At 69.7% G+C, this 16,960-nt stretch carries 10 protein-coding genes; 5 read left to right on the top strand and 5 right to left on the bottom strand.

The features are described 5' to 3' along the window. From PMI01_RS24905 to PMI01_RS24915, 3 genes are all read left to right on the top strand, one after another. On the top strand, positions 1 to 1,885 hold a 1,885-nt coding region (locus PMI01_RS24905), incomplete at its 5' end, for a DUF3857 domain-containing transglutaminase family protein (RefSeq protein WP_007676176.1). A gap of 101 nt (positions 1,886 to 1,986) precedes the next feature. Then, on the top strand, positions 1,987 to 3,066 hold the full coding sequence (locus PMI01_RS24910; protein WP_007676179.1) for a serine hydrolase domain-containing protein: 1,080 nt from the start codon (positions 1,987 to 1,989) through the stop codon (positions 3,064 to 3,066). 52 nt (positions 3,067 to 3,118) lie between these two features. Continuing rightward, the gene (locus tag PMI01_RS24915; protein WP_007676180.1) at positions 3,119 to 3,628 is read left to right on the top strand and encodes a thermonuclease family protein; all 510 of its coding nucleotides are present in this window, start codon (positions 3,119 to 3,121) and stop codon (positions 3,626 to 3,628) included. A gap of 43 nt (positions 3,629 to 3,671) precedes the next feature. On the opposite strand, the gene PMI01_RS24920 is transcribed toward PMI01_RS24915, so the two are convergent. Genes PMI01_RS24920 through PMI01_RS24935 form a run of 4 tightly spaced genes read right to left on the bottom strand, consistent with a single transcriptional unit; the run spans position 3,672 to position 9,936 of the window. Then, the gene (locus PMI01_RS24920; protein ID WP_007676182.1) at positions 3,672 to 6,779 is read right to left on the bottom strand and encodes an efflux RND transporter permease subunit; all 3,108 of its coding nucleotides are present in this window, start codon (positions 6,777 to 6,779) and stop codon (positions 3,672 to 3,674) included. After that, positions 6,779 to 7,918, bottom strand: coding sequence for an efflux RND transporter periplasmic adaptor subunit (locus tag PMI01_RS24925; RefSeq protein WP_035038399.1), 1,140 nt, complete (start codon positions 7,916 to 7,918; stop codon positions 6,779 to 6,781). The genes PMI01_RS24920 and PMI01_RS24925 overlap by 1 nt, the downstream gene beginning before the upstream one ends. Continuing rightward, complete coding sequence (locus PMI01_RS24930) at positions 7,876 to 9,372, bottom strand: efflux transporter outer membrane subunit (RefSeq protein ID WP_007676187.1); 1,497 nt, start codon at positions 9,370 to 9,372, stop codon at positions 7,876 to 7,878. The genes PMI01_RS24925 and PMI01_RS24930 overlap by 43 nt, the downstream gene beginning before the upstream one ends. Positions 9,373 to 9,429: 57 nt before the next feature. Further along, complete coding sequence (locus PMI01_RS24935) at positions 9,430 to 9,936, bottom strand: MarR family winged helix-turn-helix transcriptional regulator (protein WP_007676189.1); 507 nt, start codon at positions 9,934 to 9,936, stop codon at positions 9,430 to 9,432. A gap of 906 nt (positions 9,937 to 10,842) precedes the next feature. Here PMI01_RS24935 and PMI01_RS24940 point away from each other — a divergent pair. Then, the gene (locus PMI01_RS24940; RefSeq protein ID WP_369744229.1) at positions 10,843 to 13,794 is read left to right on the top strand and encodes a TonB-dependent receptor; all 2,952 of its coding nucleotides are present in this window, start codon (positions 10,843 to 10,845) and stop codon (positions 13,792 to 13,794) included. A 179-nt stretch (positions 13,795 to 13,973) separates the two neighbouring features. On the opposite strand, the gene PMI01_RS24945 is transcribed toward PMI01_RS24940, so the two are convergent. Beyond that, entirely contained in the window at positions 13,974 to 15,218 is a 1,245-nt protein-coding gene (locus PMI01_RS24945; protein ID WP_007676192.1) for a TetR/AcrR family transcriptional regulator, read from the bottom strand. 342 nt (positions 15,219 to 15,560) lie between these two features. Here PMI01_RS24945 and PMI01_RS24950 point away from each other — a divergent pair, with 342 nt between their 5' ends. Continuing rightward, on the top strand, positions 15,561 to 16,787 hold the full coding sequence (locus PMI01_RS24950) for a serine hydrolase domain-containing protein (protein WP_007676194.1): 1,227 nt from the start codon (positions 15,561 to 15,563) through the stop codon (positions 16,785 to 16,787). Positions 16,788 to 16,960 lie beyond the last annotated feature (173 nt).

The following is a 16,960-nucleotide window of genomic DNA, read 5'->3' on the forward strand; positions in this document are numbered from 1 at the left end:
TTATTGGCTGTCGGACAGCCAGTACGACCTGCGCGGCGGCGGACAGGTCTGGTTCCATCGGGTGATCACCGAGGTGGTGGCCGGCGACGGACTGCAGAGCGTCGCCTCGATCAGCATCGACTTCGATCCGTCGTACCAGCGACTGGACATCCACCATCTGCGGGTCATGCGCGGCGACCAGACGCGGACGCTCGATCCGGCCCTGCTGGTCAACACCTTGCGTCGCGAGCGCGACCTGGAGCGGGCGATGTACGACGGGCGCCTGACGGCCCACATCGTCACGCCCGACGTGCGGCTCGGGGATGTGGTCGACTACGCCTATTCGATCACCGGGGCGCAGCCCATCTTCGGCGGACGGTTCGCCCTCGAGGCCGCCTTCCAGTGGGGCTGCTGGGTGGGTGAAACCCGCGAACGGATCGTGGTCGACGCTGGGCGGGACCTGGTGATCCAGCCCTGGGGCGAGCCGCCGGCCGATCAGGGCCGGCCGCTGGACGGGGGCGGGGTCGAGCATCTGTGGGTGGCGCGCGACACGCCGGCCTTGCGCGGCGAACCCGACGTCCCCGGCTGGGTGCGCCTGGCGCCACGCCTGCGCGTGGCCGACCCGATGACCTGGACCGACGTCGCCGATGTCTTTCGGGCGCCCTATGCCTCGCCACCGGCGTTGCCGGACGATCTGGAGGCGGAACTGGCGACCATCGCGGCGCGGGCCCCGACCCCGGCCGAGCGCGTGATCGAGGGGCTGAGACTGGTCCAGACTGGTCTGCGCTACCACTCGGTCAGCCTGGGCGACGGCGGTTTCGTGCCCCGGCCGGTGGATCGGATATGGGCGACCCGGTCCGGCGATTGCAAGGACGCCTCGCGGCTGTTGACGGCGGTGCTGCGCCGCCTGGGCGTCGAGGCCGATCCGGCCCTGGTCCACACCTACAGCGGCCACGGCCTGGATCAGGACGCGCCCACCCTGGTTGCGTTCGACCATTGCATCACCCGGGTGCTCTGCGAGGGCGCGGTCTACTGGCTGGACCCGACGCGCTATCCCCAGGGCGGCGCGTTGCCGGCCTTGACCCAGGTCCGCTACGGCTGGGCGCTGCCGCTGGTCGCCGAGGCTACGCTGGAGGCCATGGGCGAGGACGCGCCGACCCCCGTCAGCGGAAGCCGCGAGACCTTCGCGCTGGGGCCGTCGGCCGGTGGCCCCTCGACCCTGGATGTCGAAACGGTCTTTCGCGGCTGGCGCGCGGACGACATGCGCCGTCGCCTGGCCAATGAAGGGCCGGACGAGCTGTCGCGATCCTATGAAGACCACTATGCCCGCGCCTATGGCCGGGTGATCGTGCGCCAGCCGCTGGAAGTGCTGGACGACATGGAGGGCAACGCCCTGACGCTCCGCGAGCGCTACGAACTGGAGCGGGCGTGGGAGCCGAGGCAGGGCGACAAGGTGGCGTTCACCACCCTGGATGACCTCTTCGCGCCGCACCTGACGCCGTCGCGCACGGCGGATCGCCGGGCGCCCGTCGATCTGGGCCTGCCCCGCAGGGCGACCAGCGAGATCATCGTCAAGCTGGGCAAGGCGTTCAACATCGCTCCCTGGGACGACGTGTTCGAGATGGACGGCGTCAAGGCGACCTCGCGCTTCGAGGCGGCGGGCGAACACAGCTGGCGGCTGACGCGGTCGGTGACCTTCTCGCGCCGTCATCTGCCGGCGGACGAGGCCGAGCGCTACTTCGACCTCCGCGAGGCCGCGCTGCGGTCGGCGTGCCTGGGCCTGACCGACATCCCCGGCGCCGCCAAGCCAGAGCCCTTCAAGGTCAACTGGCAGCTGGTGTTCTGGCTGGCCTGGGTGGCGATCATCATCGCCGCGAACCTGGCCTCGGCGAGCCGCTCGGGCTGAACCCGGCGGCGGCGTCCATTACCACACCTTAAGGTGACCACCCCGCCCGGCCCATCTAGCGTGGCCATGGCCTCGACCGGCGGGCCCAGTCGGAACTTCCCATGCTCAAGCGACGCGACCTGATCCTGGCCGGGGCCGGCCTGATGCTGACGCCGGGCCTGGCCGCCGCCGGGTCCCTGGGGGCCGACAACCCGGTCGTCGACGCCTTCGTCAAGGAACAGGCCTTCCAGGGCGTGGTCATGCTGGGCAAGGCCGGCAAGGCCACCTATGCCCGGGCCTTCGGCATGGCCGACATCGAGGCTGGGCGTCCGGCCACGGTCGACACCGTCTACGCCATCGCCTCGATGTCCAAATGGCTGACCGCCGTCACCGTGCTCAAGCTGATCGAGGCTGGCAAGCTGTCGCTGGACGCGCCGATCACCACCTGGCTGCCAGACTATCGCGCCGACACCGGCGCCAAGGTCACCCTGCGGCGGCTGCTGTCCAACAGCAGCGGCGTGCCCAACGGGTTCACCACCGCGATCAAGGCCGATCCTACCCTCTTCAAGGCGCGGCTGAGCACGGCGGAGGCCCTCAAGCGCTTCTGCCTGGGCGACCTGGCGTTCGAACCGGGGACCAAGTTCGACTACGCCATGACCAACTGGATCATCGTGCTGGCCATTGTCGAGAAGGTCACCGGCCTGCCGTTCCAGACGGCCGTGCGCGAGATCACCCTGAGCCCGCTGGGCCTGGACGGCATCCGGGCCGACGACGCGATCACCGCCGGACCCAACACCGCCATCGGCTACACCGACGCCAAGCCGCCGGCCCGGCGTCCCAACGACCGCCAGCCCTACATGACCGCCGCGGGCGGATATTTCGGCGCGGCGTCGGACCTGCTGAAGGCCGCCCACCAGATCTTCGACACCGGCTTCCTGTCGCCCGCTTCGCAAAGGGCCCTGCGGACCGTCGAGGTGGCCAGCGACCACTACGCCCTGGGCGGCCGGATCCGCACCCTGGTGGTCGGCGGCAAGCCCTATCCGGCCGGCTGGGAGACGGGCAACACCGCCGGCTTCCGCTCGGTGCTGGGCCACCGCTTCGACACCCGCGCCAGCGTGGTGATCCTCAACAACACCACGATGTCGCAGAAGACCCTGGATCTGTTCGCCGACAAGCTGTTCGGAGCGGTGACCCCAACCTGAACTAGGTGGTGGGACGAGTCGGTCCTATTTTCAGGGAAACGCGAGAAACCCCGTGAACAGCCATCGCCTCTTCTCCCTGCTGGGAGTCCTGTCGCTGACCGCGCCGCTGGCGGCCTGCCAGAAGACGCCGGACCCGCCGGCCTCGATCAGCGCGCCGCCCGGCCTGGGCGACCGCGTGCGGGTGCTCAGCGCCGACGCCCTGGTGATCGACGGGCGCCACGTGCGCCTGGCCAACGCCTATGCGCCCCAGGGCGTGCCCGACGCCCGCTGCTGGGCCGAGGCGGCGGCCGCCAAGCAGGTGACCGACTGGGTCAGGGCCAAGGTGCGCGACGCCCGCATCGTGGCCATCGAGACGCCGGACGGCTTCGACGAGTTCCATCGCGAACTGGCCGTCGTCAGGCTGGACGGCGAGGATCTGGGACAGGCGCTCTACGAGGCCGGCCTGGCGGGCCGGCGCACCGACGCCGCGTATGGCCGGTTCTCGTGGTGCGAGCCGATCAGCGGCAAGGCGGCGGGCGCGCCGGCGGTGGGCTCACTGCTCGACAGCGGCAAGCAGCGGTAAGGCCTGGGGACACACACGAGTGTGTGTCCCCGTTCGCGGATCCCTACAGCTGATCCGCCGGCGACAAGGCCCCCGTGGGCGCCTCGCGCGGGGTGGTCCAGCGGGCCAGGTGCGGGGTCAGCCAGCGCTCGATGTCGTCGACGATCTCGTAGACCACCGGCACCAGCACCAGCGACAGCACGGTCGAGGTGATCAGGCCGCCGATCACCGCCACGGCCATCGGCTGGCGGAACTCCGAACCGGTGCCGATGCCCATGGCGGTGGGCATCATGCCGGCCATCATCGCCAGGGTGGTCATGACGATCGGTCGGGCCCGTTCGTGGCAGGCGTCGAGGATGGCGTCGCGCTGGCTCATGCCCGACCGCTCCTGCTCGATGGCGTACTCGACCAGCAGGATCGAGTTCTTGGCCGCCAGGCCCATCAGCATCAGGAAGCCGATCAGCGACGGCATCGACAGCGACTGGCCGGTGACCAGCAGGGCGAAGAACGCGCCGCCGATCGCCAGGGGCAGGGCCGACAGGATGGTCACCGGCTTGAAGAAGCTGCGGAACAGCAGCACCAGCACGCCGAACACCAGGCCCACCGCCGACAGCAGAGCCACCGCGAAGCCGGTGAACAGCTCGACGAAGGCCTCCTGGTCGCCGGCCGCGGCCGGGGTGACGCCGGCTGGCAGCTTGGCCATGGTCGGCAGCTTGTTGACGTCGGCCATCGCCTGGCCCAGCTGGGCGCCGTTGTTGAGGTCGGCCTCGATGGTCAGCTGACGCTTGCGGGCGAAGCGGTCGATCTTGGCCGGGCCGGCCTGGAACGACAGATCGGCGACGGTGTCCAGTCGCGTGGTGCCGCCGCCGGCCGTGGGGATGCGCAGGGCGCCCAGGGCGTCGAGGTCGGCGCGGGTCTCGGCCGGCAGGCGCACGCGGATCGGGATCCGCCGCTCGCCCTGGGTCATCTTGGCGACGTTGGAGTCGATGTCGCCGACCGTGGCCACCCGGGCGATGGCGGCGATGTCGGCGGCGTTGACGCCCAGGCGGGCGGCCTCGTCGGCCTTGGGCCGGATGATGATCTCCGGACCGCTGGGCGGCGAGGAGGGGCGGGGGTCGGCGACCGTCGTCAGGCCGCGCATCTCACGCTCCACCTGCAGGGCGGTGCGCTCCAGCAGCGGGCCGTCCTCGGCGGTCAGGATGGTCTGGACGTCCGAGGTGCCCCAGTCGCCCAGCAGGTTGACCCGGGCGTCGGGGATGTCGCGCAGGCCGGCGCGGACCACCTGCTTGATCTCCGTCACCCGCATGTCGCGCTTGGCGTTGAGGACGATGGTGATGGTGGCGTCGCGGATGTCGGCCCCGCTCTGACCGCCCCAGCCACTGCCGATGTTCGAACCGACCTGGGCAAAGACGTGGGCGGTCTCCGGGCGGGCCTTGAACATCTTGGTCACGGCCTGGACCGTGCGTTCCATGTCGGCCGTGGTCGCGCCGGGCGGGCCCTGGACCTTCAGGTAATAGTAGTTGGCGTTGCCGGCCGGCTGGAAGGCGGTCGGCAGCAGGCCGGCCAGCATGATCGAGCCGACAAAGATCAGGCCGCCGATGATGCAGCTGAGGATGCGGTGATCCAGGGCCCAGTCCAGGGCGCCGCGATAGAAGCCCTCGAACGGCTTGCGCGGATGCGGGTTCCTGGACGGCTTGAGGAAGTAGGCGGCCAGCAGCGGGGTCAGCAGGCGGGCGACGACCAGCGAGAACAGCACCGCCACGGCGACGGTCAGGCCGAATTCCTTGAAGAACTGGCCGGGCGTGCCGGGCATGTAGGATACCGGCACGAACACCGCCACGATGGTGAAGGTGGTGGCCACGACCGCCAGGCCGATGGAATCGGCCCCCTCCATCGCCGCCTGGAAGGGCCTTTGCCCCCGCGAGACGCGTTTCTCGATGTTCTCGATCTCGACCACCGCGTCGTCGACCAGGATGCCGATGACCAGGGTCAGGGCCAGCAGGGTCACGACGTTCAGCGAGAAGCCCATCACCGCCATGAAGGCGAAGGTGGGGATCAGCGACACCGGCATGGCGATGGCGGTGATCAGGGTGGCCCGCCATTCGCGCAGGAACAGGAACACCACTAGCGACGCCAGCAGCATGCCTTCCAGCAGGGTGTGCTCGGTGGCCGTGAAGCTGGCGCGGGTCTCGTCGACGGTCGAGAAGATCTTCACGAACGTCACGCCGGGCTGCTTGGCCTCCAGCTTGTCGACGGCCGCCTTGACGCGGTCCTCGACGGCGACGTCGCTGGAGTCGCGGGTCTTCATCACCTGGAAGGCGACGACGGGGCGGCTGTCCAGGCGGGCGAAGCCGCGCTGTTCCTCGGCGCCCTGGCCGACCTGGGCGACGTCGGTCAGCTTCACGTAGCGGCCGCCGCTCAGGGGGATGGTGATGTTGCGCAACTGCTCGACCGTGGTGGCGGCGCCCAGCACGCGCAGGGTCTGCTCGCGGCCGCCGATCTTGGCCCGGCCGCCGGGGGCGTCGACGCTGAAGCTGGCCAGGGCCGTGTTCAGCTGCGGGGCGGTGACGCCGAACGCGGCCATGCGGTCGGGGTCGATGACGACGTTGATCTCGCGCTCGACGCCGCCGACCCGGGCCACCTGGGCCACGCCCTTTTCGCCCTGCAGGGCGCGGGTGACGGTGTCGTCGATGAACCACGACAGCTCGGTCGGGCTCATGTTCGGGGCCGAGACGGCGTAGGTGATGATCGGGGCGCTGGTGATCTCCAGGCGCTGGACGATCGGCTCGTCGACCTCGCGCGGCAGGATCGACCGGGTCTGGTCGACCTTGGAGCGCACCTCGTCGGTGACCTTCTGCAGGTCCTCGCCGAGCTCGAACTCGATGGTGGTGGTCGAGGCCCCCTGGACCACTGACGAGCGGATGGTCTTGACGTTGGAGATGCTGGCCACGGCGTCCTCGATCGGACGGGTGACCTGGGTCTCCATCTCGCCGGGCGCCGCGCCGCTCTGGGTGACCGTCACGGTCACGGCGGGGAACTCGACATTGGGGAACTGCTTGATCGGCAGGGCCATGTAGCAGCCGACGCCGGCGATGATCAGGGCGATGAACAGGACCGCGACGGGAATCGGGTTCTTGATCGCCCAGGCGGAGATCTTGAGTTCGGTCGCCATCAGCGGGCCGCCTGTTGGGTGTTGGCCCCCTGAGAGGAGGCAGGGCGCACGATGTCGCCGTCGGCCACGAACGAGGCGCCGCCCAGAACCACGCGGGTTCCGGCCGGCGGGCCCTGGACCAGTTGCGCCCAGCCGCCGCCCTTCTGGCCGACCTTGATGGCCACCTGGTGGGCGCGGTTGTGGCTGTCGACGGTCATCAGCGACAGGCCGTCGGCCTCGTAGCGGATGGCCGATTCCGGCACGGCGACGACGCTGGCGCCCGAAGCGCCGAAGGTGGCGCGGCCGAAGCCGCCGGGCCGCAGGTCCTGACGGACCGGCAGGCGCACTCGCACCTTGCCCAGGCGGTTGGCGCTGTCGACCCGGGGGCTGACCAGGCGGACGACGCCCGACACCGACTGGCCGCCGGGCAGGGTGACCTGGGCCGGCTGTCCGGCGCGGATGCCGGCCAGGTCGGCCTCGTTGACCTCGGCCTCCAGCTCGACCAGGCCGTCGCGGGCGATGCTGAACCACGGGGTGGTTCCGCCGCCGGCGATCTGGCCCGGCTGCACGCCGCGCTGCAGGACCAGGCCGCCGACCGGGGCGGTGATGGTCATGCGCGAGGCGCGGGTGCGCAGCTCCTTCAGGGCCGCTTCCTGGGCCTTGGCGGTGTAGCGGCGGGTCTCGATCTGCTCCTGGGACAGCACGCCCTGGCCGTCGAGACCGGCGACGCGCCGGGCTTCGGCCTGGGCCTGGGCGGTCACGGCCGCCTGCTGGTCGACCTGGGCGCGCAGCAGGGTGTCGTCCAGCTGGACCAGGGGCTGGCCGGCCCGGACATAGTCGCCCTCGTCGGCATAGAGCCGGGCGACGCGGTAGCCGGAAAGCTCGGAGCCGACGGCGGCCTCCTCGCGCGGGACCAGCAGGCCGGACGCCTCGACCCCGCCGCCCAGCGGCCGGGTCTCGACGCTGCCGACGCTGACGGAGCGGGCGACCGCGGCTGGTTTGGCCGTGGCCATGGCCTTTTTTTCACCGCAGGCGGTCAGGCCGACCGCGGTGACCAGCAGGGGCGCGATCAGCAGAGCGGCGGTGAGCGTGGGGCGGGTCGTCATGGGGGAGGATCTCATTTCGAGGAAACCTGGGTGGGGACCGTATCGGGCGACCAGCCGCCGCCGAGCGCCTTGTAGGTCTGGACGGCGCGCAGCAGGGCCTGGGTCTTGGCGCCGGTCAGGGCGGTGCGGGCCGCGCGCCAGGACTGTTCGGCCTGCAGGGTGGTGGTCAGGTCGGTGAGGCCCAGGGCGTAGCCCTTGCGGCCGGCGGCGTAGGCCCGCTCGGCCCGGGCTTCGCCGGCGGTCAACAAGGTCACGCGGCGCTGGTCGGCGCTCAGCTGGACCATGGCGTTCTCGGCCTCGCCATAGGCGGTCTGCACGGCCTTCTCGTAGGCGATGGCCGCCTGGCGGGTGCGGGCGTTCTGAGCGTCGATGTCGGCCAGCAGCGAGGGGATGTTCAGCACCGGGATCGACAGGTTGGCGCCCAGCGTCCAGGTCGAGCTGCTGGTCGAGGTGGTGCCGCCCGAGGTCGAGCCGAAGCTGGGTGTCACGCTCTTGGCCAGGCCCACGCCCGGCGTCAGGTTGAAGGTCGGGAACAGCGCCAGTTCGTTGATCTTCAGGTTGCCGGCCGCCGAGGCCAGCTTGGCCTGGGCCTCGCGCACGTCGGGGCGGCGGGCCAGCAGTTCGCCGGGCAGGGTGGCCGGAACCGGCGGCGGGGCGTCCAGCACCGCGTCGACCGGCAGGCTGGCCAGCGGGTCGATCCCTCGCCCGACCAGGATCAGCAGGCTGCGCCGGGCGACGGTCAGCTGGGCTTCCAGGTCGGCCACCTGGGCCTGGGCCTGGGCCATGTCGGCCTCGGCGCGGTCGCCCTCGGAGGTGGCGGCCAGGCCGGCCTCGCCCTTCTTCACGGCGCTGTCGCGCAGGCCGCTGTTGATGCGCACCGTCTCGCGGGCGTCGTCCAACTGCACGGCCAGGCCGCGGGCCTCGAAATAGGACTGGGCGACATTGGCGGCCAGGGCGGCGCGCGCGCCTTCGAAGCCGAAGCGGGCGGCGGCCAGGTCGTTGTCGACCACCTGGCGGGCGGCGCGGCGGCGGCCGATCAGGTCCAGCTCCCAGCTGACATCGAAATTGGCGGCGTAGCTGTCGCTGTCGCCGCCCTTGGTGAAGGGAAAGCTGCCCGCCGGAACGGTCTGGCTGAGGATCTCGGTATGGGTGCGATCGGCCTTGCCGGTCAGCGGCGTCGAGGGGATGTAGAGCTGGCGGACCTGGCCCTTGCGCACGGCGCGGGCCTCGTCCAGCACGGCCTGGGCGCTGCGGGCGTCCGGGGCCTTTTCCAGGGCCGCCTCGACCAGGGCGGTCAGCTGCGGATCGTTGAAGCTGGTCCACCAGCGATCCAGGCTGGCCTGGGGCAGGGCGGTTCCGGCCGGGGCCTCATAGGCGGCCGGCAGGCGGGTGTCGGGCGTGGGGCGCGGCGTCGAGACGCAAGCCGTCAGGGCCAGGCCGCCCAGGCCCAGCGCCGCCAGCGCGGCTCCCGATCGGAGGGGCCGAGGGCGCGTGCGCTCACCGGTCATGATTGAACTCATCAAGAAACACCTGAAGTTGCGGCCGCGGGGGCGGTCACCGTTATTTCAAAGGGGCTCGGAAGCCGACGGAGGGAAGCCTGCCACGTTGCGATAGACGTCGATCACCTGGTCCAGGAACTGTTCGATCACCTGGCGGTCGCCCTGGCCAAGACCGGCGATGACGCCGCTCAGGCCGTCCAGCATCGGCGCCAGCTCGTCGAAGGCCTTGTCCACCGAGTTGGCCGTCGGCACGACCAGCACCTTGCGCCGGTCGCTGGCCTGCCTTTGGCGGGAGACGTGTCCGGCCCGCTCCAGGCGGTCGACGATCTGGGTGCTGGCGGCGGTCGTCACCTTGAGGCGGACCGCCAGTTCGCTCGGCGTCAGGGGGCCGCTGGTCAGCAATTGCTCCAGCGCGGCCATGTCGGTGACGTTCACCCCCAGGGTCTCGCCGATCTTCCTGCCGATCTCGCGCGTCAGGATCGAGATGCTCTGCAGGCGCTGACCGATCGGGTCGCCCGCGATGCGCGCCTTGCGCGCGGCAAAACATGCCGAAGCTGGATCGTCGGTCGCCATGGCGGGACGAATATTGCTAAGGTGCTTAATAGTCAATCGATTTAGCGATCTTGGCGGCCGCGTTCGGGCGAGCGAGCCCAGGTCCCGCGCCGCGAGGGCGGCGGGATGAGCGGGCCGAGGGCGCGCGGGCGCTCCGGTCACGACTGGTCTCATCAAGAGGCACCTGGACGGGCGACCGCGCCAGGGGAGTTGGCGGATCGCTGTTCGCTCACTTAGGGGCTGCGAAGCCCGGTGAAAAGGCCGCGCACCGCTGGTTGAACATGACAATTGCGCAATGATTCCGCCGTTACCGGTCTCGTCCGCGCGGGTCGGTTCGCCAGCCCTCATGAATGCTCCTCGATCTTGGCCCACGCCGGGGTTTTCCGGGGTTGTCCGGTTCGGCTTCCCAGGGACGACGAACGAGGAGGCGGCTTTGCGACATCGCCGCCGTGAAGAATTCGTGTCGCCCCGCCGGCCCCCGGCCCGCCTGGTCGTCGCCTAGCATCGCGGCGCGCCGGTTTCTGTCAGCAGGGCGCCAGCAGGGCCGACGTGGCGGGCCAATGACCGGCGCGAGGTTGACGTACCGTCAAAACATACCGCATCATCGAAACAGGTGTTCGACTCCAGGAGTCGTTACCCGTCCGTGCGGAGTAGCGGGCAGTAAGTGAAAGCGTTTTAGTTATCCGGCCTAGGGGGAACCTAAGGTTGTCGGTCTACGAACACGCATCTTCAATTTTCGAAACGCGTCTTCCGGGTGACGTGGCGGTGGAGGCCGTCATGTTCTCGCCCGACAGGCGCGGCGTGGAGCACGCCGCCGACTGAGATCCCCCGAAGCCCAAAATGCCTGCATTCAAAAAAGCAGCTCGGGAGGGAAGACCAATGAGAAGAACGATGTTCCTGCGTGGGGCCTCGGCTCTGACGCTTGTCATGACCATGGCGACGGGGGCCCTGGCCCAGACCAAACCCTCACGGGAAGGGCCGGTCGAGGTCGAGGAGATCATCGTCACCGGCTCGTTCATCCGCGGCACGCCCGAGGATGCGTCGCTGCCGGTCGACGTGATCGGGGCCGAGGACCTGCAGAAGCAGGGCTCGCCCTCGACGGTGGAACTGCTCAAGGCCCTGCCGGTCTCGAACGGCGTGCTGGGCGACACCAACCAGTTCGACAGCCGCGCCCAGGGCTCGGAAGGCTCGGGCTCGGTCAACCTGCGCGGCCTCGGCTCGCAACGCACCCTGGTGCTGCTGAACGGCCGGCGCATGGCCATCAACCCGCTGGCGGCGGCCGGGGCCGGCATCGTCGACACCAACATCATCCCCGCCGCCGCCATCGGCCGGATCGAGGTGCTGAAGGACGGGGCGGCCGCGACCTATGGCTCGGACGCCATCGCCGGCGTCGTCAACTTCATCACCAAGAAGAACTTCAACGGCCTCGAGGCCGGCGCCGACTATCGCTACATCGACGGCTCGAAGGGCGACTACGGCCTGAACGTCACCTTCGGTAAGGTCTGGGACAACGCCAACCTGCTGGCCAGCGTCGGCTGGCAACACCGCTCCAAGCTCAGCGTCGGCGACCGCGACTGGGCCAACAAGTCTTACCTGTCCAATCCCGAGGCCGGCTGGTCGGCGGCGGGCAACCCCTCGACCTTCGTCCCGGCCGCCGCCTCGACCACGGGCTTCCGCGATCCCGCCTGCGCGCCCCTGGGCGGCACCCCCGGCTTCAGCGGCATAACGCCCATCTGCCTGTGGCACTACACGCCGTTCGACAACCTGGTCGAGAAGCAGGACGCCATCCAGGCCTATGCCGAGGTCAACGCCGACCTGTCGGCCAAGACCAAGTTCCACGCCGAGGTGCTGTATTCCCACACCGACGTGCCCGACTGGAACACCTCGCCGTCCTACGCGGCGCTGGCGGTGCCGACCGCCGAGGCCTCGGCGGCGCCGACCTTGGCCGGGCGCTACTACGTGCCGGCCAACAACCCCGGCCTGATCGCCTTCATGGCCGCCAACCCGACCATCACCACCACCAGCCTGGTGACCGGGGCCCAGACCACGGTGCCGTCGAGCATCCTGCTGGGCGGGGCGATCGTCGCCGCCAACCGGCCCTACGGCCTGGGCGGCAACCCCGCCTTCGGCTACGGGGCCTCGATCGGCGCGCGGGCCTATGACGCCTTCCGGGTGTCGAGCGACCTCTCGGGCGAGTTCGACAACGGCATCGGCTGGGACATCGCCCTGACCTATTCGCAGGAGGTCGGGATCCGCACGGGCTACGACACCCTGGTCAACCGCTTCGAGCTGGCCCTGCGCGGCCTGGGCGGCCCGCGCTGCGACACCGACGCGGCCACCCCCGGCATCCAGGGCGTCCCCGGGGTCAACGGCTGCCTGTTCTACAACCCGTTCGCCAACGCCATCCCCGGCAACGCGATCACCGGCCAGACCAACCCGACCTTCAACCCGGCCCTGGCCAACAGCGAGGAAGTCACCCGCTGGTTCTTCCAGAAGCTGTCGACCAAGCAGGCGTCGCGGCTGTTCGTCGGCGAGGCGGTGCTGAACGGCAAGACCAACATCACCCTGCCGGGCGGCGACATCGCCTGGGCGGCCGGCGCCCAGTACCGCCGCACCTATTTCAAGGCCGACTACAACGACATCAGCAACGCGGCGATCAATCCGTGCGTCAACACGCCGGACTTCGGCGTCACCACCTGCACCGGCTCGGTCCGCAACGGCCCGTTCATGTTCCTGGGCGTCGGCACCGAGGCCGACAAGCAGAACGAGGTCATGGCCGGGTTCGGCGAGCTGAGCCTGCCGATCACCGAGGCCCTCCAGATGCAGCTGGCGGCGCGCTACGAGGACTACGGCGGCCAGACCGGCTCGACCTTCAACCCCAAGGCCGCGATCCGCTGGCAGGCGACCCCGTGGCTGGCGTTCCGCGCCTCGGCGGGCTCCACCTTCCGCGGGCCGCCGGATCCGCAGCTGGTCACCTCGTCGATCACCTCGCTGCAGAGCATCCTGGGCGTGTTCCGCGCCGTCGACATCTACGGCAACCCCGCCCTGCAGCCGGAAAAGGCCAAGACCTACAACGCCGGCGCCCTGTTCAAGGCGGGCAACTTCAAGGCCAGCATCGACTACTTCCGCTTCGACTTCGAAAAGCCAATCGTCGCCGAACCGGTGGCCGGCATGGTCGCGGCCCTCTATCCGAACGGCGCGGCGGGGGCCAACAACTGCGGCGTCGCCGCCTATGCGGCCCTGCAGGCGCGCTTCACCTACAGCACCAGCTGCAACACCATCTCGTCGATCGCCCGGCTGAAGACCTTCTATGTCAACGGACCGGACATCAGGAACTCGGGCTTCGACCTCGCGGCCGACTACCGGTTCGAGGGCGTGCTCGGCGGCGACCTCTCGATCGGCGGCAACGCCACCTACATCTCCGAATACAAGGTCGCCGCCCAGACCGTCGAAGGCGTCGTGGTGTCGCCGGCCTTCGACGCGGTGGGCCAGCTGAACTACCAGACCATCGCCGTGCCGATCCCGCAGTGGAAGGGCGACGTCTTCGCCGAATGGACGATGGGCCCGCACAACCTGCGCGCCACGGTCCACTACATCGACAGCTATACGGACCAGCGCGTCGCGCCGTTCCTGACCGGCGCCTACAAGGACTCCACCGGCGCGCCGGTGACGGTGTCGGCGGGCAAGAAGATCGACACCCAGGTCCTCACCGACCTGGCCTATCGGGTCTTCCTGCCGTGGGACACCACCCTGACGGCGGCGATCACCAACGTCTTCGACCAGGAGCCGTCCTACGCCCGCCTCGACCTGGGCTACGACCCGTTCACCGGCGACCCTCTGGGCCGGACCTACAAGGTGGGGGTGCGGAAGAAGTTCTAGCCTTCGGGCTTGGATGGGGAAGGGCGGCTTCGGCCGCCCTTTTTCGTTGGGCGGCGCACTTGCCCCCTACGGGCCTTCGGCCGTCTTCCCCCATAGGGGGAAGAGCCTCGCGCCCCAGGCTCCGCCCCCTATGGGGCGGACAGGCGGCGCAGCCGCCAGGTGGGGGCAAGTCTGAAGCTCTACTTCGTGAACAGCCCCATCAGCAGCGGCCGGGCGAACAGGCTGGCGGCCTCGTCGCGTTCGACGCCGGGGATCCACGCGCCCAGCGAGGCGGCGGCGTTGAGCATCGAATTGATCATGTGGGCGGCGATCATCGGGTCGACGGCGCGCACCGAGCCCTCGGCCACGCCGTCCGAGATGATCGCCGCGAAGCGCTCCGAGCCGCGGTTGTAGCCCTGCGACATCTCGTGGCGAATCTCGATCGGCAGGGCCCCCATCGACGAGGCGCGCAGCAGCGGGCCGTGGTCCGACAGCTGGTACTCGACCAGGGCCGCGGTCGCCGCCGCCAGCTGGTTCCAGCCATTCCCGGCCAGGGCGCGGGCGTCGGCCTGGGCCTTGCGGGTGACGGCGAAGGTCCGCTCGAAGCACTCGACCACCAGGGCGTCCTTGTCCTCGTGGTGGTGGTAGAACGAGCCCTTGGTGACGTTCAGCTGGGCCGAGATCTCCTCGACCGAGGCCCCGCGATAGCCGCGCTGATTGATCAGCCGGGTGGCGGCGACCAGGAAGGTCTCGCGCCATTCCTGGTTCTCGGGCGCGGCCGGCGTCGGGTCGGGCAGGGCGACCGGGGCCCAGTCCGGCGCGGCGTCGTTCCGCCCTCTCGGCGCCAGGCCGTTGATCAGGATGTCGTACATCTTGTCGCGGACCCGGCCGTAGTCGTCGGTGTCGTAGCGACGCAGCCAGGAGCCGGACCAGAAGACCTGTTCCAGCAGCAGGTGGGTGCGGGCGTTGCGCTCGCGCTTGTCCAGGTGCTCGAAACCCGCGTCCTCGAACAGGCCGCGCACCCGGCGGAACAGGTCGTTGAACGCGCCCTGCACCGAGCCGCGCAGGGGCTCCTTCAGGGCCCGCATCTCGGTGAAGCTGGTCAGGGGCGCGGCCTCGCCCAGCCGCACCCGGCGGTTCAGGTCCAGATAGAGGTCCAGGAAGCGCAGCAGCCGGGCGGGGGCGTCCGGCGCGCGGGAGGCCTCGGTGACCAGGGCGTCGAAGCGCTCCAGGCCGCGCATGAAGCAGGCGGCGGCCAGGTCGTCCTTCTTGCGGTAATAGTAGGTGACGCTGGTGGTGATCAGCCCGACCTTGGCGGCGACGTCGGCCAGGGTCATGCCCTTGACGCCCTGGCGATTGAGGATCGCGGTCGCGGCGGCGAGGATCGCCTCCTTCTTCTTCGCGTACCGCTCGGTGGCGGGGCTCGCGATCCGGCCGTCGTCCATGTGTTCGCCCCTCATCGCCGGTCGCCGCGCGGGTCCTTGGACCGGTTAGTCCAATTTAGGAAGCCTCGTCGTCGCGACAAGGCGCGCGGCCGTGTTCCGGCGCCGCTTTCGTGAGCGCGGAATCTTGCCGGCATGTTGCAGGACTAGGGCGGAGACGTGGCGGTTCGAAGACCAGGGACGCTCGCCGCGCCATCCCCGGTGGCGCAAACGCTTGCCGATCCTCGCTCCCTAGTTTTCAATTGATATGCGCTTGATCGGCGGGGGCGATGTCGCGCCGCCTTCGGTCGCCGCCAAGATCATGATCGCCGTCCGCTCCAGGACGGACGCAGGAGGAACGCCATCTTGAGTACGCCGGAAGCCGTGGGTCTGTCGTCGGACCGACTGAAACGCATCAACGCCTTCATCCAGGACAAGTACATCGCGCCCGGAAAGCTGCCCTGCGCCCTGGTCCAGGTGTGGCGGCGCGGCCAGTTGGCCCACACCACGGTCCTGGGCTCGGCCGACGTCGAGCGCGGCCTGCCGCTGAAGGCCGACAGCCTGTTCCGCATCTATTCGATGACCAAGCCGATCACCTCGATCGCCTTCATGATGCTGGTCGAGGAGGGGCTGGTCTCGCTGGACGACCCGGTGCACCGCTACATCCCGTCGTGGAAGAAGCTGGGCGTCTTCCAGGCCGGGGTGCTGAACGGCTTCCTGACCAAGCCCGTGGCCGAGCCGATGCGGATCATCGACCTGCTGCGCCACACCTCTGGCCTGACCTACGGCTTCCAGCAGCGCAGCAATGTCGACGCCGCCTATCGCAAGCTGAAGCTGGACGGGGTGGACAGCGAGGGCGGGCTGGAGGCCTTCGTCGAGGCGCTGGGGACCGTGCCGCTGGAGTTCTCGCCCGGCGAGGCCTGGAACTATTCGGTGGCCACCGACGTGCTGGGCTACCTGGTCCAGGCGATCTCGGGCCAGCCGTTCGACCAGTTCCTCAAGACCCGGATCTTCGATCCGCTGAAGATGGTCGACACCGGCTTCTTCGTGCCGGAGAGCCAGCGCGGCCGCTTCACCGCCTGCTACACCCTCAACCCCAAGGGTCAGGTTGTGCTGCAGGACGACCCGGAAAAGAGCCGCTACCTGTCCGACCCGTCGGTGAAGTCGGGCGGCGGCGGCCTGGTCTCGACGGCCGACGACTACATGCGGTTCTGCCGCATGCTGCTGAACGGCGGCGAGCTGGACGGGGCGCGGATCGTCAGCCCCAAGACCCTGAAGCTGATGACCATGAACCACCTGCCGGGCGGCAAGGAGCTGACCGAGCTGTCCAAGTCGCTGTTCAGCGAGGCGGTGTTCGAGGGCCTGGGCTTCGGCCTCGGCTTCGCCATGACCGTGGACCAGGCGCGGACCAAGAACATCGGCTCGCACGGCGAATACTTCTGGGGCGGCATGGCCTCGACGGCCTTCTGGATCGACCCGGTCGAGGACCTGGCGGTGGTGTTCATGACCCAGCTGACGCCGTCCTCGGCCTATCCGATCCGCCGCGAGCTGCGGACGCTGGTCTATTCGGCGTTCACGGAGTCAGCGGCTTAGAGGGGGGCGCCTGTCGTCCGCTGGACGCCCTGCCAACGTGAGCGGGAAGGCCAGCGGGGAAGGCTGGAGCGTGATGATAGGCTGAACCGCCCACCACAGTCGTCATCCCCCGACTTGTTCGGGGGACCCAAGCGGAGTCTGACGCTATGTCTAGGGCGGCTTGGGTCCCCCGC

The organism is Caulobacter sp. AP07 (assembly GCF_000281955.1).
In the GTDB taxonomy this organism is placed as follows: domain Bacteria; phylum Pseudomonadota; class Alphaproteobacteria; order Caulobacterales; family Caulobacteraceae; genus Caulobacter.

Bases quoted from the DNA above. Each gene is read 5' to 3' on its own strand.
- PMI01_RS24945 (WP_007676192.1), bottom strand. From the start codon at position 15,218: ATGGACGACGGCCGGATCGCGAGCCCCGCCACCGAGCGGTACGCGAAG.
- PMI01_RS24930 (WP_007676187.1), bottom strand. From the start codon at position 9,372: ATGACCGGTGAGCGCACGCGCCCTCGGCCCCTCCGATCGGGAGCCGCG.
- PMI01_RS24935 (WP_007676189.1), bottom strand. From the start codon at position 9,936: ATGGCGACCGACGATCCAGCTTCGGCATGTTTTGCCGCGCGCAAGGCG.
- PMI01_RS24920 (WP_007676182.1), bottom strand. From the start codon at position 6,779: ATGGCGACCGAACTCAAGATCTCCGCCTGGGCGATCAAGAACCCGATT.
- PMI01_RS24940 (WP_369744229.1), top strand. From the start codon at position 10,843: ATGACCATGGCGACGGGGGCCCTGGCCCAGACCAAACCCTCACGGGAA.
- PMI01_RS24910 (WP_007676179.1), top strand. From the start codon at position 1,987: ATGCTCAAGCGACGCGACCTGATCCTGGCCGGGGCCGGCCTGATGCTG.